General features: G+C 70.1%; 14 protein-coding genes. 12 read left to right on the top strand and 2 right to left on the bottom strand.

From position 1 onward, the window contains the following. The 9 genes from ABZS66_RS34390 to ABZS66_RS34350 all read left to right on the top strand — a co-directional run. The coding region (locus ABZS66_RS34390) for a hypothetical protein (protein ID WP_354765088.1) at positions 1 to 443 on the top strand (443 nt) is incomplete at its 5' end. A 977-nt stretch (positions 444 to 1,420) separates the two neighbouring features. After that, positions 1,421 to 2,728, top strand: a complete 1,308-nt coding sequence (locus ABZS66_RS34385) for an extracellular solute-binding protein (protein WP_354765086.1) — start codon at positions 1,421 to 1,423, stop codon at positions 2,726 to 2,728. 92 nt (positions 2,729 to 2,820) lie between these two features. After that, on the top strand, positions 2,821 to 3,807 hold the full coding sequence (locus ABZS66_RS34380; RefSeq protein ID WP_354765084.1) for a sugar ABC transporter permease: 987 nt from the start codon (positions 2,821 to 2,823) through the stop codon (positions 3,805 to 3,807). Beyond that, positions 3,804 to 4,718, top strand: coding sequence for a carbohydrate ABC transporter permease (locus ABZS66_RS34375; protein WP_354765082.1), 915 nt, complete (start codon positions 3,804 to 3,806; stop codon positions 4,716 to 4,718). The genes ABZS66_RS34380 and ABZS66_RS34375 overlap by 4 nt, the downstream gene beginning before the upstream one ends. Beyond that, complete coding sequence (locus ABZS66_RS34370; protein WP_354765080.1) at positions 4,715 to 6,127, top strand: GH1 family beta-glucosidase; 1,413 nt, start codon at positions 4,715 to 4,717, stop codon at positions 6,125 to 6,127. Before ABZS66_RS34375 ends, ABZS66_RS34370 begins: the two co-directional genes overlap by 4 nt. A gap of 2 nt (positions 6,128 to 6,129) precedes the next feature. Next, complete coding sequence (locus ABZS66_RS34365) at positions 6,130 to 7,155, top strand: LacI family DNA-binding transcriptional regulator (RefSeq protein WP_354765078.1); 1,026 nt, start codon at positions 6,130 to 6,132, stop codon at positions 7,153 to 7,155. Positions 7,156 to 7,177: 22 nt separating this feature from the next. Then, on the top strand, positions 7,178 to 9,598 hold the full coding sequence (locus ABZS66_RS34360; RefSeq protein ID WP_354765076.1) for a glycosyl transferase: 2,421 nt from the start codon (positions 7,178 to 7,180) through the stop codon (positions 9,596 to 9,598). Between the two features lie 156 nt (positions 9,599 to 9,754). Further along, positions 9,755 to 10,834 carry a LacI family DNA-binding transcriptional regulator gene (locus tag ABZS66_RS34355; protein WP_354765074.1) on the top strand — a complete coding sequence of 360 codons (1,080 nt, stop codon included), beginning with the start codon at positions 9,755 to 9,757 and terminating at the stop codon, positions 10,832 to 10,834. A 61-nt stretch (positions 10,835 to 10,895) separates the two neighbouring features. Next, positions 10,896 to 11,378 carry a hypothetical protein gene (locus ABZS66_RS34350; protein WP_354765072.1) on the top strand — a complete coding sequence of 161 codons (483 nt, stop codon included), beginning with the start codon at positions 10,896 to 10,898 and terminating at the stop codon, positions 11,376 to 11,378. Positions 11,379 to 11,498: 120 nt separating this feature from the next. Here ABZS66_RS34350 and ABZS66_RS34345 read toward each other — a convergent pair whose 3' ends face one another. Together ABZS66_RS34345 and ABZS66_RS34340 are read right to left on the bottom strand one after the other, a co-directional pair. Next, entirely contained in the window at positions 11,499 to 12,710 is a 1,212-nt protein-coding gene (locus ABZS66_RS34345; protein WP_354765070.1) for an acyl-CoA dehydrogenase family protein, read from the bottom strand. Further along, on the bottom strand, positions 12,710 to 13,732 hold the full coding sequence (locus ABZS66_RS34340) for a phosphotransferase family protein (RefSeq protein WP_354765068.1): 1,023 nt from the start codon (positions 13,730 to 13,732) through the stop codon (positions 12,710 to 12,712). Before ABZS66_RS34340 ends, ABZS66_RS34345 begins: the two co-directional genes overlap by 1 nt. Before the next feature lie 211 nt (positions 13,733 to 13,943). On the opposite strand from ABZS66_RS34340, the gene ABZS66_RS34335 reads away from it, so the two are divergent. From ABZS66_RS34335 to ABZS66_RS34325, 3 genes are all read left to right on the top strand, one after another. After that, positions 13,944 to 14,717, top strand: a complete 774-nt coding sequence (locus ABZS66_RS34335; RefSeq protein ID WP_354765066.1) for an amino acid-binding protein — start codon at positions 13,944 to 13,946, stop codon at positions 14,715 to 14,717. Positions 14,718 to 14,759: 42 nt separating this feature from the next. Beyond that, positions 14,760 to 15,293, top strand: a complete 534-nt coding sequence (locus ABZS66_RS34330; RefSeq protein ID WP_354765064.1) for an ACT domain-containing protein — start codon at positions 14,760 to 14,762, stop codon at positions 15,291 to 15,293. Positions 15,294 to 15,490: 197 nt separating this feature from the next. Beyond that, the gene (locus ABZS66_RS34325; protein WP_354765062.1) at positions 15,491 to 16,741 is read left to right on the top strand and encodes a cytochrome ubiquinol oxidase subunit I; all 1,251 of its coding nucleotides are present in this window, start codon (positions 15,491 to 15,493) and stop codon (positions 16,739 to 16,741) included. Positions 16,742 to 16,756: the final 15 nt, after the last annotated feature.

The raw sequence follows: 16,756 nt of genomic DNA, 5'->3' as shown, positions 1-16,756 counted from the left end.
GGTCGACCGACTTGAGGGATGCGCTTGCGTTCGGTCGGTCGACCGACCTGGGGGAGGCGCTTGGTTTCGGTCGGTCGACCGACCTCGGGGAGGCGCTTGGTTTCGGTCGGTCGACCGACTTGAGGGAAGCGCTTGGTTTCGGTCGGTCGACCGACCTCGGGGAGGCGCTTGGTTTCGGTCGGCCGACCGACTTGAGGGATGCGCTTGCGTTCGGTCGGTCGACCGACTTGAGGGATGCGCTTGCGTTCGGTCGGTCGACCGACCTGGGGGAAGCGCTTGGTTTCGGTCGGTCGACCGACCTGGGGAAAGCGTTTGCGTTTGGTCGGTCGACCGACCGAAAGCGCGCGTTCGGGCTGGGTGCCGGGTTTCGGCCTCGAATCGGCCCGGCGGCCCATGATCGTGGGAGACATCTGGTCGTCCTGGCAGCCAGATTCTTCCCATGATCATGGAGGGCCGTGAGCCAGCCCCGGTGGCCGCCGCGGGCGTGGCTCGGTGCTGGCCGTGAGTGGCAGGAACCGGTGTCCGGCAACGGTGGCCTCCGTGTCGGTCGCTGCCACCGGGCGGTTGACGCGGGTGCAACAGGCCCGCGGTGTGATCGGGAGCGGGTGAGGCGGGTGAGCGGGTCGGTTGACGGGACGTCCCCAGCGCGTCCGCCGTCGTGGCCAACGGTGTCGACGGGGGCGGGATCGTTCCGGACCTTCCTCGGGGTCGACTGTGTTGGACCGCGCGGAAAGTTGGCGGCGGCGGTGGGGCGGTGGTGGCGGTCGTGAATCTTTCACGGGTGGGCGGGGCTGGTTGCCTGGTGGCGCGCGGGGTTCGCGGCGGGATGCGGGCGGGCGTGCTTCCCACCCGCGGGCGGGATTAACGTGGCGTCCGCCTCGGGGTCCCGGGGCTGGTCGACGTTGTCGGGCCACCGGCTGAACCGGTGACGTCGGTCGATGCATCCTGGGCCGTTGGCGGGTGATCCCCGCTCGCGCGGGCCGGGCCGGAACCATGAGGTCGGTCGATGTGCACGGCGACCGGCAGGACGAGATCCATCGATGCCACCGCATCGCCAATGTAACGAGGTTGGTCGATTTTCATAGCGCGGCCAGCATCGATATAGCCCCGCCGGGCCGCATAACGCCGTAGGGCCATGGGCGTCACGGCGACATATCGCGGTAAAGCGGTACAAGCTCGGGCAACGAAATCTCGCGGTAACGAAATGGGAACGCTCCCATTGCCCCATTGACACGTCGGCGTTCGCAAGCCAGTCTCATGGGAGCGCTCCCGCGGCTGTGGCCGGAACCACACCCCGCAGCCGCGGGGGGCATCAATTCGCATGTCCGCCAGACCCCGACCGTGCCCGCACCCGGCCCGGTCGCCCAAGCATCACACCCCCACACCCACACACCCATCACGACCTGAGAGAGGGGTCAGGATGAGCGTCACCTCGCGCCGCATGCGTTCCATCGCCGCGGCCGCGCTCACCGTCGGGCTTGCCCTCGGTGCCGGCGCCTGCAGCGCCAAGGACGACGAGCCCAGTGCGGACAGCACCGGGCCGGTCACCATCTCGCTGTCCTACTTCGGCACGCCGGGCTTCACCCAGGCGGTCAAGGACTTCGAGGCCGCGAACCCGAACATCAAGGTCGACGTGAAGAACGAAGGCCAGACCAAGGACTTCGTGCCGAAGCTGGCCCAGCAGATCTCCGCCGGCAGCGGGGCGAGTGACGTGGTCATGCTCGAAGAGGGCATGCTCCTGCAGTACCTGAAGGACAACAAGGGCTTCGCCAACCTGCTCGACCTGGGCGCCTCGTCGCTCGAGAGCGAGTACCTGTCCTTCAAGTGGAAGAACGCGTTCACCGCGGACGGCAAGAAGCTCGTCGGCCTCGGCACCGACGTCGGCCCGCTGGCCATGTGCTACCGCACCGACCTGTTCGCCAAGGCGAACCTGCCCACCGCCCGCGACGAGGTCAGCAAGCTCTGGCCGACGTGGGAGGACTACATCAAGCAGGGCGAGAAGTTCAAGGCCGCGAACACCGGTGCCGCGTGGATCGACTCCGCCACCAGCATCATGCAGCCGTACATCATGCAGAACAGCGACACCTGGTTCTACGACAAGAGCGACAAGTACGTCGGCGACACCAACAAGGTCGTCAAGACGGCCTACGACCTGGGCATGGACATGGCCTCCAAGGGCCTGACCTCCAAGCTGCAGCGCTGGCAGGCCGACTGGGACGCCGCCTTCAAGAACGCCGCGTTCGCGACCGTGCCGTGCCCGCCGTGGTACACCGGCGTGATCAAGGAGCGCGCCGGCGACGCCGGCAAGAACAAGTGGGACATCGCCACCATCCCCGGCAAGGGCGGTAACTGGGGCGGCTCCTACCTGGCGATCCCCGAGCAGAGCAAGAAGAAGGCCCCGGCGTTCGAGCTCATCAAGTACCTGACCGGCAAGCAGGGCGGCCTGGCCGCGTTCAAGGAGGCCGGCCCGCTGCCGTCCTCGGTCTCGGCCCTCGCCGACCCGGCGCTGACCGGTGCCACGAACGACTACTTCAACAACGCCCCCGTCGGTCAGATCTACGCCGGTGCGGCCAAGGACCTCAAGCCGATCTACCTGGGCCCGAAGCACCAGGCCCTCTGGGAGAACGGTTTCGAGCCGGCCATGCAGGCGGCCGAGCAGGGCAAGTTGAGCGCCCAGGCGGGCTGGGACAAGGCCATCAAGGACAGCAAGGCGCTGGCCGAGGGCTGATCGGACCCGCTTGAAGAGGGGGCGGAGGTGGCGTCCACGCAATCCCGGTGGACGCCACCTCCGCCGCATGACCGGAGGAAGGACCGATCCCCATGACCACCAACGTCGGCGAGATCAGCGGGCCTCGCCACGGGCGTGCCTCGCATCAGGCGCCCGACAACCCGCCGCGGCGCTCCGGGCGCTTCGGGCGGTTTGACCTCAAGTTCTCGCCGTACATCTTCGTCGCGCCGTTCTTCCTGCTGTTCGCGGTGTTCGGGGCGTACCCGCTGGTCTACACGGCCGTCCTGTCGCTGCGGAAGAACACGCTGACGGGCGGCGACGCCGGCTTCGTCGGCTTCGAGAACTACACCAAGGTCCTCACCGACCAGCACTTCTGGGTCGTGCTGGGCAACACGTTCGGCCTGTTCATCGTCTCGACCGTCCCGCAGCTCATCTTCGCGCTCATGATCGCCAGCTGGCTGAACAAGAAGATGCGGGCCCGCACCGCGATCCGCATGGGCGTGCTGATCCCCAACATCACGTCGGTCGCCGCGGTCGGCATCGTCTTCGGCCTGATCTTCGCCGACCGGTACGGCCTGGCGAACTGGCTGATCCAGGGCGTCGGCTTCGACCCGGTCGAGTGGCGCAACCACCGCTGGTCGTCCTGGACCGCGATCGCGTTCATGGTCGACTGGCGCTGGACCGGCTACAACGCGCTCATCTACCTCGCCGCGATGCAGGCGATCCCGAAGGAGCTGTACGAGTCGGCCTCGCTCGACGGCGCCTCGGCCCTCCGCCGCTTCTGGCGGATCACGGTGCCGCTGATCCAGCCGACGATTCTCTTCACCGTGATCATCTCGACCATCGGCGGCATGCAGCTCTTCACCGAGCCGCTGCTGTTCAACTACGGGCGCATCCAGGGCGGCTCGCTCAACGAGTTCCAGACCGTCGCGATGTACATCTACGAGACCACGTTCACGAACAACTTCAACGTGGGCCGAGGTGCTGCGATCTCCTGGCTGCTGTTCCTGATCATCCTGATCTTCGCGCTGGTCAACTTCGTGCTGGTGCGCAGGTCCGTGAAGGGGACGACCTCATGAGCACGCTGACCCGAGCCGCCGCGCCGAAGCCGGCCCCGGCGGCCCCGAAGAAGACCTCGGGCCGGGTCCGCAGCGCCTCGGCGGCGCTGTGGACGGCCAGCCCGCTCACGTACCTCGCGCTGATCATCACGATCGTGCTGTCGATCTTCCCGATCGTGTGGTCGTTCATCGTGGCGTCCCGCGACAACAGCGCGGTGACGGCCATCCCGCCGCCGCTCACGCCCGGGCCGAACTTCTTCTCCAACGCCCAGCGGGTGCTGGAGAACAGCGACGCCAACTTCATCTACGGCCTCATCAACTCGGCCGTGGTGGCGTCGTCCGTGACGATCTCGGTGGTGTTCTTCTCGACGCTGGCCGGCTTCGCGTTCGCCAAGCTCAGGTTCAAGGGCAAGAACGCGCTGCTGCTGGTCATCATCATGACAATGATGATCCCGACGCAGATCAACATCATCCCGCTGTACCTGCTGATGGTGAAGTTCGGCTGGACCAACACCCTGCAGGCGGTCATCGTGCCGTTCCTCGTCCAGGGCTTCGGCGTGTTCATGATCCGGCAGTACGCCTCGTCCGCGATCAGCGACGAGCTGATCGAGGCGGCCCGCGTCGACGGTGCGTCCACCTGGCGCACGTACTGGAGCGTCGTGCTCCCGGCGCTGCGCCCGGCGGCGGCCGTGCTCGGCCTGCTCACCTTCATGCAGACGTGGAACGACTTCCTCTGGCCCTACGTTGTGCTCAACGGTGACACCCCGACGGTGCAGGTTTCGCTGAACATTCTGGCGACCGGTTACTACAAGACCGACTACGTGCAAGTCTTTACCGGGACAGCTCTGGCGATCGTGCCGCTGCTCATCGTGTTCATCGTTTTCGGCCGTCAGATCATCGGCGGCATCATGGAAGGTTCGATCAAGGCGTGACCAGCATCGACCCGCTGCACTTCCCACCCGGTTTCCTCTGGGGGGCGGCGACCGCGTCGTACCAGATCGAGGGAGCGGTCGCCGAAGACGGCCGCACCCCCTCCATCTGGGACACGTTCAGCCACACTCCCGGCAAGACCCTCGGTGGGGACACCGGCGACGTGGCGTGCGACCACTACCACCGCTACCGCGGGGACGTCGCGCTGATGAAGGACCTGGGCGTCGGTGCCTACCGGTTCTCCATCGCGTGGCCCCGCGTGCAGCCGGGCGGCAGCGGGCCGATGAACGCAAAGGGACTGGACTTCTACCGCCGGCTCGTCGACGAGCTGCTGGAGCACGACATCCTGCCGTGGGTCACGCTGTACCACTGGGATCTCCCGCAGCAGCTCGAGGACGCGGGCGGCTGGCCCAACCGCGACACCGCCGCCCGGTTCGCCGAGTACGCCGTGCAGGTGCACGCCGCGCTCGGCGACCGGGTGCGCAACTGGACGACCTTCAACGAGCCGTGGTGCTCGGCGTTCCTCGGCTACGCCTCGGGCGTGCACGCGCCCGGCCGGCAGCACGCGCCGGACGGCCTGGCCGCCATGCACCACCTGCTGCTCGGCCACGGCGAGGCGGTCCGGGCGATCCGCGCCGCCGACCCGCAGGCGAAGCTCGGCATCACGCTGAACCTCTACGCGATCTCGCCGGCCGACCCGGCCAGCCCGGGCGACCTCGACGCCGCCCGGCGCATCGACGGCCTGGCCAACCGGATTTTCCTCGACCCGGTGCTGCTCGGCCGCTACCCCGCGGACGTCCAGCAGGACCTCGCCGGGGTCAGCGACTTCGGCTTCGTGCACGACGGCGACCTGCAGACCATCGGGGCACCGCTCGACCTGCTCGGCATCAACTACTACAGCCGGCACGTCGTCGCCGCGCCCGACCCGGACGCGCCCGCCGAGCCCTACTGGCGGGCCCCGACCTCCTGGCCGGGCAGCGAGGACGTCCGGTTCCTCAAGCGCCCCGGCGTGCCGGTCACCGACATGGACTGGGAGGTCGACGCGCCCGGACTCACCGAGACTCTGGTGCGCGTGGCCAAGGAGTACCCGCCGATCCCGTTGTACATCACCGAGAACGGCGCGGCCTACGTCGACACCGTCGAGCCCGACGGCAGCGTGAACGACGCCGACCGGGTCGCGTACTTCGACGCGCACTTCCGCGCCTGCCACGACGCGATCGCCGCGGGCGCACCGCTGCACGGCTACTTCGCCTGGTCGCTGCTCGACAACTTCGAGTGGGCGTGGGGATACACGAAGCGCTTCGGCATGGTGCGCGTGGACTACCAGACCCAGGAGCGCACGATCAAGGCCAGCGGTCACCGGTACCGCGAGGTCATCAAGCACAGCGGCTTCGAGAACTCGGCCGGGTAACGTTGCGCCGCCCGACACTGGACGAGGTCGCAGCCCTGGCCGGCGTCGGGCGGGGCACCGTCTCGCGGGTCGTCAACGGCTCGCCCCAGGTGAGCCCGGAGGCCCGCAAGGCGGTCGAGAAGGCCATCGACGAGCTGGGGTACGTGCCCAACCGGGCCGCCCGCGCGCTGGTGACCCGCCGCACCGACTCGGTGGCGCTCGTCGTCTCCGAGTCGGAGGAGCGGGTCTTCGGCGAGCCGTTCTTCGCCGGCATCATCCGGGGCGTCAGCTCGCACCTCGCCGACACCGAGATGCAGCTGTGGCTCGCGATGGCCCAGTCGAGCGCCGAGCGCTCGCTGGTCGAGCGGCACCTCAGCGACCAGCACGTCGACGGTGTGCTGCTGCTGTCCCTGCACGACGACGACCCGCTGCCGGAGCTGCTCGTGCGGCGCGGGCTGCCGACCGTCCTCGGTGGACGGACGGCCCGGATGCTGGAGTCCGGCCCCAACGGCCACGCGGGCGTCTCCTTCGTCGACAACGACAACGAGGGAGGTGCCTGTACGGCCGTCCAGCACCTGCTCGACCTGGGACGCCGCTGCGTCGCGGCGATCGCCGGCCCGCAGGACATGGGGGTGGGCAAGGCCCGCCTCCGTGGCTACCGGGAGGCGCTGCGCCTGGCGTCCCAGCCCTACGACGACCGGCTCGTCGCATATGGCGACTTCAGTGAGGCGAGCGGCGCCGACGCGATGCACCGCCTGCTCCATCTCAACCCGGGTCTCGACGCCGTCTTCGCCGCCTCCGACCTGATGGCCGCCGGCGCCATCCGCGCCCTGCGTGAGCTGGGCAAGCGGGTGCCCGGCGACGTCGCCGTGGTCGGCTTCGAGGACTCCGCCGTGGCCCGGCAGACCCAGCCGCCGCTCACCACCGTGCACCAGTCGGTGGAGGGCATGGGGCGCGAGATGGCGCGGCTTCTGCTGGCCCGCATCGCCGGCGGGCCGGCCCACTCGACTGTGCTCGACACCCACCTGGTGGTGCGCGAGTCAGCCTGACCATCCCCGCAGGAGGCACCCCGTGCGCTTCGGCCACTTCGACGACGAACGCCGCGAGTACGTGATCGACCGGCCCGACACGCCGCTGCCCTGGATCAACTACCTGGGCACCGAGGCGTACTTCGGGATCATCTCGAACACGGCCGGCGGTTACTCGTTCTACCGCGACGCCCGGCTGCGCCGGCTCACCCGGTACCGGTACAACAACGCGCCGTTCGACCTCGGCGGCCGCTACATCTACCTGCGCACGAGCGACGGCGAGTACTGGTCGCCGACGTGGCAGCCGACGCAGCGCGAGCTGACCGACTACGAGTGCCGTCATGGACTGTCCTACACCCGCATCTCCTCACGGTACAACGGGATCAAGGCGGAGACGCTCTACTTCGTGCCGCTGGAGGAGAACCTCGAGGTCTGGCGGCTGACGGTCACGAACGAGCGCGACGAGGCGGTGGAGCTCTCGGCGTTCTCGTCGGTCGAGTTCTGCCTGTGGGACGCGCAGGACGACGCCACCAACTACCAGCGCAACTTCAACACCGGGCAGGTGGAGGTCGAGGACGGCGTCATCTACCACAAGACGGAGTACCGCGAGCGCCGCGACCACTTCGCCTACTTCGCCTGCAGCGAGCCGCTCGCCGGCTTCGACACCGCCCGCGAGGCGTTCCTCGGCCCGTACCGCTCCTGGGACCGCCCGGCGGTCGTCGAGCGCGGCGCGTCGACGGACTCCGTCGCGCACGGCTGGCAGCCGCACGGCTCGCACCACGTGCGGCTGACGCTCGCGCCGGGCGAGACCCGCGAGATCGGCTTCGTGCTCGGCTACTGGGAGAACCCGCGCGACGCGAAGTTCGACCCGGCCGGCTCGCAGACGATCAACAAGCGGCAGGTCAAGCCGGTCATCGAGCGCTGGCTGCGGCAGTCCACGGTCGACGAGGGCCTGGCCGCGCTGCGCACCCGGTGGGACGAGCTGCTCGGCACGCTCCAGGTGAGCACCCCCGACGGCGACACCGACCGCATGGTGAACATCTGGAACGCGTACCAGAACATGGTCACCTTCAACATGAGCCGGTCGACGTCGATGTACGAGTCGGGCATCGGCCGCGGGATGGGCTTCCGCGACTCGAACCAGGACCTGCTCGGCTTCGTCCACATGATCCCGGAGCGGGCGCGGGAGCGGATCCTCGACATCGCCGCCACGCAGCTGCCGACCGGCGGGGCGTACCACCAGTACCAGCCGCTCACCAAGCGCGGGAACAACGACATCGGCTCCGGCTTCAACGACGACCCGCTCTGGCTGATCCTGGGTGTCTCGGCGTACCTCAAGGAGACCGGCGACCTCGGCATCCTCGACGAGCCGGTGCCGTTCGACAACGCGCCCGGCAGCGAGCAGCCGCTCTACGAGCACCTGCTGCGCTCCCTGCGGTACACCCTGGATCGCCTCGGCCCCCACGGGCTGCCGCTCATCGGGCGGGCGGACTGGAACGACTGCCTCAACCTCAACTGCTTCTCCGACACCCCGGGCGAGCCGTTCCAGACGACCGAGAACCAGAGCGGCGGGGTCGCCGAGTCGGTCTTCATCGCCGGGCAGTTCGTGCTGGCCGCGAAGGAGCTGGCCGGCCTGGCCGGGCTCCGCGGCGAGGACCCCACGCCCTACCAGAACGCCTCCGACAAGATGGCCGGCACGATCGCCGAGCACGGGTGGGACGGCGCCTGGTTCCGCCGCGCGTACGACTTCTACGGCAACGTCATCGGCTCGGCGTCCAACGACGAGGGGCAGATCTTCATCGAGCCGCAGGGCATGTGCATCATGGGCGGCGTCGGCGTCGAGGACGGGACCGCGGTCACCGCGCTGGCGAGCGTCCGGGAGCGGCTGGCCACCCCGCACGGGATCGTCCTGCAGCAGCCGGCGTACAGCTCGTACCGCCTGGAACTGGGCGAGATCTCCTCGTACCCGCCGGGGTACAAGGAGAACGGCGGGATCTTCTGCCACACCAACCCGTGGCTGATGATCGCCGAGGCGATGGTCGGCAACGGCGACGGCGCGTTCGACTACTACAAGCGGATCAACCCGTCGGCCCGCGAGGAGATCTCCGAGCAGCACCGCTGCGAGCCGTACGTCTACGCGCAGATGATCGCCGGCCGCGACGCGCCGACCCACGGCGAGGCCAAGAACTCGTGGCTGACCGGCACCGCGGCGTGGAACTACGCGGCGATCACGCAGTGGATTCTCGGCATCCGGCCGGAGCTGACCGGCCTGCGCGTCGACCCGGTGGTGCCGGCGTCGTGGCCGGGCTTCACCGCGGTCCGCCGGTTCCGTGGTGCGACGTACCGTATCTCCGTCACGCGCGGTTCGTCCCGCTCGCTGGTGGTGGACGGTGTCGCGGTCGACGGCCCGGTGCTCCCGCTCGCTGCTCCGGGCGCCGAGGTCGACGTGGTTCTGACCGTGTAGCGGTCGCCTTCTTGCGGCGGCCGCGCCGCTTTACCGCCGTGATCTTGGGGTTGTGGTCCCGTTTTTATGCGGCTATTTCGGATAAATCCGGGACCACAACTCCAAGATCGCTCGGCTTGAGGGTGGCTCGTCGCGGGATTGTGCGCACAATGAGGCGTGTCCCAGCAGAGGTCCCCCAACGGCCGGCCCCGCTCCGCCGGTCGCCCCACGCTCGACGAGGTCGCCTTACGGGCCGGCGTCGGGCGCGGCACCGTGTCGCGCGTGGTGAACGGCTCGCCGCAGGTGAGCCCCGAGGCGCGGGCCGCGGTGCAGAAGGCGATCGACGAGCTCGGCTACGTGCCGAACCGGGCCGCCCGCGCGCTCGTCACGCAGCGCACCGACTCGGTCGCGCTCGTCGTGTCGGAGTCGGAGGAGCGGGTCTTCGGCGAGCCGTTCTTCGCCGGCGTCGTGCGGGGCATCAGCTCGGCGCTCGCCGAGACCCAGCTGCAGCTGTGGCTCGCCATGGCCCAGTCGCCGGCCGAGCGGCAGCGGGTCGAGCACCATCTCACCAACCAGCACGTCGACGGCGTGATGCTGCTGTCGCTGCACGACGCCGACCCGCTGCCGGAGCTGCTGGAGCGGCGCGGCCTGCCGGTCGTGCTCGGCGGCCGGCCGGCCCAGATGCTCGCCGACGACGAGCAGCTGAACTTCACCGCCCAGCTGTCGCAGCTGTCGTACGTCGACGCCGACAACGAGGGCGGCGCGCGCATCGCCGTCGGGCACCTGCTCGACCGCCAGCGCCGCCGGATCGCGGCGATCGCCGGGCCGCAGGACATGGCCGTGGGCGTCTCCCGGCTCACCGGCTACCGCGAGGCGATCGAGCGCGCCGGGCTCCCGGTCGACGACCGGCTCATCGCGTACGGCGACTTCTCCGAGGTCAGCGGCGAGCTCGCGGTGCGCGAGCTGCTGGAGCGCAACCCCGACGTCGACGCGGTGTTCGCCGCGTCGGACCTCATGGCGGTCGGCGCGCTGCGGGCGCTGCGCGAGCTCGGCAAGCGGGTGCCGGAGGACGTGGCGCTGGTCGGCTTCGACGACACGGCGATCGCCCGGCAGACCGACCCGCCGCTGACCACCGTCCACCAGCCGGTCGAGGCGATGGGCCGGGAGATGGCCCGCCTGCTCATCGCCCGCATCGCCGGCGCGGCGTCCTCGTCGGTGATGGTGGAGACCCACCTGGTCCGGAGAGCCTCGGCCTGAGGCGCCGAGGGGTTTGTGGATCTCCGCCGCCGGGCACCTCGGTTACCGGAGGAGGTGGCACATGAGCTCACAGTGGAACAGGGGGCGGCGGCGCGCGGAGAGCGTGGCCGAGGACGCGTGGGACTATCTGCGCGCCGCGGTCGACTCCGCGTCCGGCACCGCCCGCTCGGTCGGCGGCACGGTGCGGCACCGGGCGTCCGACCTCGCGGACGAGGCGTCGAGCCGGTACGGCACGGCGTCCGACCGCGTCGGCTCGGCGGCGGACGAGGCGTGGCGGCGCGCGAACCTGGCGTTCGACGCGCTGTCGGGCCGTCGGCCGGGCAAGCCGTGGGGCTGGATCGCGGTCGCGGTCCTGGGCGGCATCGCGGTCGGCTGGGCCGTGGCGGCGTCGGCCCCGAGGGCGATCAGCGCGGCGGCCGACCGGTTCGCGGCGGGCGGGCCCGACGAGCCGGACGAGATTCCGACCGGTACGACGACGGTGTACGACACCCCGGCGGCGACGGGCCGCGACGGGGTGTACCCGTCGGGCCCGCCGGCGGTCTGACCCGCCGCTCGCCCCGGCTCGGTCCGGGCCGTACCCGGCCGCGATCTTGGAGTTGTGGTCCCTGTGTTTGTGGCGAATCCGGGACCGCAACTCCAAGATCGGCGTTTGGGGCGGTGGGGGCTATGCGTACTTGCGGAGTTCGCGTCGTGCGAGTGAGGCCCTGTGGACCTCGTCCGGGCCGTCGGCCAGGCGGAGCGTGCGGGCCTGGGACCACAGCGCGGCCAGCGGGGAGTCCTGGCTGACGCCGGCGGCGCCGTAGCCCTGGATGGCCTTGTCGATGACCCACTCGGCCATCGACGGCACCGCGATCTTGATCGCCTGGATCTCGGTGTGGGCGCCCTTGTTGCCGACCTCGTCCATCAGCCAGGCGGTCTTGAGCACCAGCAGGCGGGCCTGCTCGATGCGGACCCGGGACTCGGCGATCCACTCCTGGATCACGCCCTGCTCGGCGAGCGGCCGGCCGAACGCCACCCGCTGGCTGACCCGCCCGCACAGCAGCTCCAGCGCCCGCTCGGCCATGCCGATGAGGCGCATGCAGTGGTGGATGCGGCCGGGGCCGAGCCGGGCCTGCGCGATCGCGAACCCGGAGCCCTCGTCGGCGATCAGCGCGTCGGCGGGCACGCGGACGTCCTCGAACACGATCTCGGCGTGGCCGCCGTGCGCGCCGTCGGAGTAGCCGAAGACGTGCATGCCGCGCCGGACGGTGATGCCGGGGGTGTCGCGCGGTACGCAGATCATCGACTGCTGGCGGTGGCGCTCGGCCGACGGGTCGGACTTGCCCATGACGATGAACAGCGCGCAGTTGGGGTTCATCGCGCCGGACGACCACCACTTGCGGCCGTTGACGACGTACTCGTCGCCGTCGCGCACGATGCTCGTCGAGATGTTCGTCGCGTCGGAGGAGGCGACGTCCGGCTCCGTCATGCAGAACGCGGAGCGGATCTGGCCCTCCAGCAGCGGCTTGAGCCAGCGGTCCTGCTGCTCCGGCGAGCCGAACTGGGCCAGCACCTCCATGTTGCCGGTGTCGGGTGCCGCGCAGTTGAGCGCTTCAGGCGCCAGGTGCGGGCTGCGGCCGGTGATCTCGGCCAGCGGTGCGTACTGGAGGTTGGTGAGCCCGGCACCGTGGGTGGCGTCGGGCAGGAAGAGGTTCCAGAGGCCCCGGTCGCGCGCGGAGCGCTTGAGGTCCTCGATCACCGGGGGGCGGGCCCACGGGTCGTCCTGCGAGCTGACCTGCTGCTCGAAGACGTGCTCGGCGGGGTACACCTCCTCCTCCATGAAATCGGTGAGCTGTTCGTGGAGCTCGGCCGTGCGGGTGTCGAAGCGGAAATCCATCAGCTCTCTCCGTTGATCGCTGCGATGCCCTGTTCCAGCAGGGGCGGGACCAGCTCGCCGATCTGGTCGAAGCCGGCGCCCACCGTCTTGCCCTGCAGGAAGCGGAAGTGGATGCCTTCGAGCACGCCGGCCAGCTTGTAGCAGGCCAGCGCGACGTACCAGTGCAGATCCTCGCCGATCGGGGCGCTCCGGGCGTACCGCTGGAGCAGCTCGTCGCCCGTCGGGAACCCGGCGTCGGCGCCCAGCCCGTCGGCGATCGGGTTGTGGGCGATCTTCAGCTCGTTGAGCACGGTCCAGTACGCCAGCAGCAGCCCGAGGTCGGTCAGCGGGTCGCCGATCGTCGCCATCTCCCAGTCGAGGACGGCGGCTACGTGCAGGGTGTCGGGGTCGACGATGAGGTTGTCGAGCCGGTAGTCGCCGTGCACGATGCCGGTCCGCGGGCTGGCCGGGATCGCGGCGACGAGCCGCTCGCGGAGCCGGTCGGCGTCGGGCAGGTCACGGCTGCGGGACTTCTCCAGCTGGCCGGTCCAGCGCCGGACCTGCCGCTCCAGGAAGCCCTCGGGCCGGCCGAACTCGCCCAGCCCGGCCGCCGCGTAGTCGACCCGGTGCAGCTCGGCGAGCGTGTCCATCATCGCGAAGGCGACCGTGCGCCGGTTGTCGGCGCCGAGCGCGTCGGTCTGCGAGCGGTGCCGCAGCACGACGCCCGGCACGCGCGCCATCAGGTAGAACGGCGCGCCGAGCACGTCGGGGTCGGCGCAGAACAGCAGCGCCTCCGGTACCGGCACCGCGGTCGGGCCGAGCGCCGAGATCACCCGGAACTCGCGCCCCATGTCGTGGGCGGTGGCGAGAACATGGCCGAGCGGCGGACGGCGCAGGACGAAGACCTGGTTCAGGATGTACGTCAGGTTCGATCGCCCGCCGGCCACCAGCTCCGCGGTCAGCGGGGCGCTGACCAGGCCGGGAGCCTTGGCGTCGAGGTAGGCCTGGAGGCGTTCGAGATCGAGACCGGGCGGGGTGGTCATCGGATCAGTCCAGGGGTGAGACACATTCTCTGTCAAGGTTTCCCCACCCGTTTGTGAGGAAATGCCCGGGTCGGCAAACGTTCCGGCATCGACACCCCGGCGAAACGACGCGGAAACCCACCGTCGGCAACCTGTTCGTGTACCGGAGAACAAGGCGTACACCAACGGCGGCGTACAACCTCAGGACCAGGACGAACGGGAGGTCGACTCGATGCTGTTGCGGCTGAGGGTTGCACTGCCCGACCGTCCCGGCTCACTCGGGCAGGTTGCCCGGACGCTGGGTGTGGTCGGTGCCGACATCGTTTCGGTGGTAGTGCTGGAACGGGTCGGCGGCCGTGCGGTGGACGACTTCACCGTGGTGTGGCCGGCTTCGGCCCCCGTTGATCGTGTGCTCACCGGACTCGCGGCGATCCCAGGCGTTCGCGTTGACGGTGTGTGGCGCGGCACGGAGCTCTCGGAGCCGAGCAGCGGCCGTGAGGTCGCGCTCATCGGACAGGTGGCGGCGAACCCGCAGCACGGCCTGGCAACGGTCGTGGATGCGGCTCCCGCACTGTTCGGAGCGGACTGGGCGGTGGCGATCCAGGTCGGATCGGACTGGGCGGGCGGCGGCGCGCGCGCTCAGGCATGGACCGAAACCTCGGTGATCTGCGCCAGTTGGCGCGCTCCGGATGTCCCCCCACCGGTGGACATCGCACCACTCCGGCCTCGCGCTATTAGTGCAGCTGACGGCACTCATCTTGCTGTCGCGCCTTTTCAGCGTGGAGGGCTGGTCCTTGTTGTCGCCCGCGGCGGGGCGGACGGCGACGCTGGAGCACCACCTTTCCACGGTTCCGAGGTGGAACGGCTGGCGCAGTTGGTCGGTGCAACAGCATCGGTGCTGGGGGAACGGCTGGCGGGGCCTGGCTTGGCGGAGCCGGGTAAGGCGGGTGGTTCCGTTGCCGGAACCCCCGCGCCCGCCGGCACAAAAGCTTCATGGGCGGCTTAGGGCCGGGTCCAGAGCCCATAGGCCCCGACCGAAGGAAGTGAGATGGCGCTCTGGCGGCTCCGGGCGACGGTCGACGACCGGCCCGGCTTCCTCTCCGTGCTCACCGCTAGCCTCGCGCTGCGGAAGATCAACATCCTCTCGGTGCAGGTCCACACGACCGAGGCCGGTGCCGTCGACGACTTCCTCATCGAGGCCCCTGACGAGCTGACCGCGGCGGACCTCACCGAGGCGGTGCGGCGCGGCCGTGGCCGCGACCCGTGGATCTCCCGGGCCGACGTGCGCGGCCTGATCGACGAGCCCACCCGGGTGCTCGCGCTCGCGGCCAAGATGCTCGACGAGTCGGCGACGCTGGAGGAGGCCCTCGCGGCGCTGCTCGGCGACTGCGACATCTCCTGGCGCGCGGACACCTCCACCGGTGCCGCGGGCTTCACGGCGACCGGCATGCAGCTGGCCGACCCGGCCGGCGGCACGCTCTACGTGCGGCGAATGGCGCCGGCCTTCACGCCGGCCGAGTACGCGCGGGCCCAGGCGCTGGTCGCCCTGGCCCAGGTGGCTGGCAGGCGCACCGCGGCCTGACGAGACTTCGACAAAGGCCGCTCCCCGTGCCGGGGGAGCGGCCTTCCTTTTTGCGTGTGTCTACATGTAGCCTGTCGACATGTTGGTTGGGTACATGTCGGGGGCCGACACATGAGTGGTTCCGGAGCGAAGCGTAGGAGGCCGCTCGTCATGGGCTCAGGGTGGAGCTCGGGCGGCCGGAGCGAAGCGGAGGCCGCATGAGCGCGCTGGAGTTCGCTCGCCTGCAGTTCGGGCTCACGGCCTCGCTGCACTTCCTGTTCGTCATGCTCACCCTCGGGCTCGTCGTGATGGTCGCGATGATGCAGACGCGCTACGTGCGCACGGGGGATCCGGTGTACGGGCGGATGACCCGCTTCTGGGGCCTGCTGTACGCGATCAACTACGCCGTCGGCATCGCCACCGGGCTCGTCATGGAGTTCCAGATCGGGTTGAACTGGAGCGGCCTGTCCCGCCTGACCGGCGACGTCTTCGGCGCGCCGCTCGCCCTGGAGACGCTCATCGCGTTCGTGCTGGAGTCGACCATGCTCGGCATGTGGATCTTCGGCTGGGGCCGGCTGGGCAAGCGGCTGCACCTGGCGCTGATCTGGGGCGTCGCCGCCACCGCCCTGCTGTCGGCGTTCTGGGTGATGGTCTCCAACGCCTTCCTCCAGCACCCGGTCGGTTACGTGCTCGACGCCGGCGGCACGGCCCGGCTCACCGACTTCGGGGCGCTGCTCACCAACTCCGCCCTCTGGTTCTCCCTGGTGCACGCGGTGTTCGCGGCCATGCTCACCGGCGGCATGTTCCTGGCCGGCGTGAGCGCCTGGCACCTGCGCCGGAAGACGGTGGACGAGGTGTTCCGCCGCTCGCTGCGCCTCGGCCTGCGGGTCGCCGTCATCGGCACGTTCTTCACGATCGGCTTCGGCTACGCGCAGTTCGGCCCGATCGGGGCCAACCAGCCGACCAAGCTGGCCGGCGGCGAGGAGGCGCTGGCCAGGCAGGCCGAGTTCGCGGCCCGGTTCGGCCCCGGCGACTACCTGCCGAGCGACGCCGTCGGCACCGCACTCGGCCTGATGATCAACATCGCCAACCTGCTGTTCCTGGTGCTGGTCGTCGCCTGGGCGCTGACCGCTCGCGACACGATCGTCCGGCGGCGGTGGGCCCGGCCGATGCTCTGGCTGCTCACCGCGATCATCCCGGTGCCGTTCCTGGCCGCGATCGCCGGCTGGATCGTGCGGGAGGAGGGCCGCCAGCCCTGGGCGGTGTACGGGCTGCTGAAGACGGCCGACGCCGTCTCGCCGATGAGCGCCGGCACACTGCGGCTGTCGACGATCGGGTTCACGGCGCTGGTCGCCGGGCTCGCGCTCGTGGACTGGTGGCTGCTCGCCCGCGCGGCCCGCCGCGGTCCCGGTGACGAGTTCCTCCCGGTCTCCCCCGAGGCGCCGCGACTGGCGGAGGCGGCCGCATGAGTGGTTCCGGAGCGA

The organism is Dactylosporangium sp. NPDC005572 (assembly GCF_040605515.1).
Taxonomy (GTDB): domain Bacteria; phylum Actinomycetota; class Actinomycetes; order Mycobacteriales; family Micromonosporaceae; genus Dactylosporangium.
This window is presented reverse-complemented; position numbering and strand designations above follow the sequence as displayed.

What these genes read in the sequence shown, in the direction of transcription:
- ABZS66_RS34380 (WP_354765084.1), top strand. Translation starts at nt 2,821, where the DNA reads ATGACCACCAACGTCGGCGAGATCAGCGGGCCTCGCCACGGGCGTGCC.
- ABZS66_RS34340 (WP_354765068.1), bottom strand. Translation starts at nt 13,732, where the DNA reads ATGACCACCCCGCCCGGTCTCGATCTCGAACGCCTCCAGGCCTACCTC.
- ABZS66_RS34330 (WP_354765064.1), top strand. Translation starts at nt 14,760, where the DNA reads ATGGCGCTCTGGCGGCTCCGGGCGACGGTCGACGACCGGCCCGGCTTC.
- ABZS66_RS34350 (WP_354765072.1), top strand. Translation starts at nt 10,896, where the DNA reads ATGAGCTCACAGTGGAACAGGGGGCGGCGGCGCGCGGAGAGCGTGGCC.
- ABZS66_RS34385 (WP_354765086.1), top strand. Translation starts at nt 1,421, where the DNA reads ATGAGCGTCACCTCGCGCCGCATGCGTTCCATCGCCGCGGCCGCGCTC.
- ABZS66_RS34335 (WP_354765066.1), top strand. Translation starts at nt 13,944, where the DNA reads ATGCTGTTGCGGCTGAGGGTTGCACTGCCCGACCGTCCCGGCTCACTC.
- ABZS66_RS34325 (WP_354765062.1), top strand. Translation starts at nt 15,491, where the DNA reads ATGAGCGCGCTGGAGTTCGCTCGCCTGCAGTTCGGGCTCACGGCCTCG.
- ABZS66_RS34375 (WP_354765082.1), top strand. Translation starts at nt 3,804, where the DNA reads ATGAGCACGCTGACCCGAGCCGCCGCGCCGAAGCCGGCCCCGGCGGCC.
- ABZS66_RS34345 (WP_354765070.1), bottom strand. Translation starts at nt 12,710, where the DNA reads ATGGATTTCCGCTTCGACACCCGCACGGCCGAGCTCCACGAACAGCTC.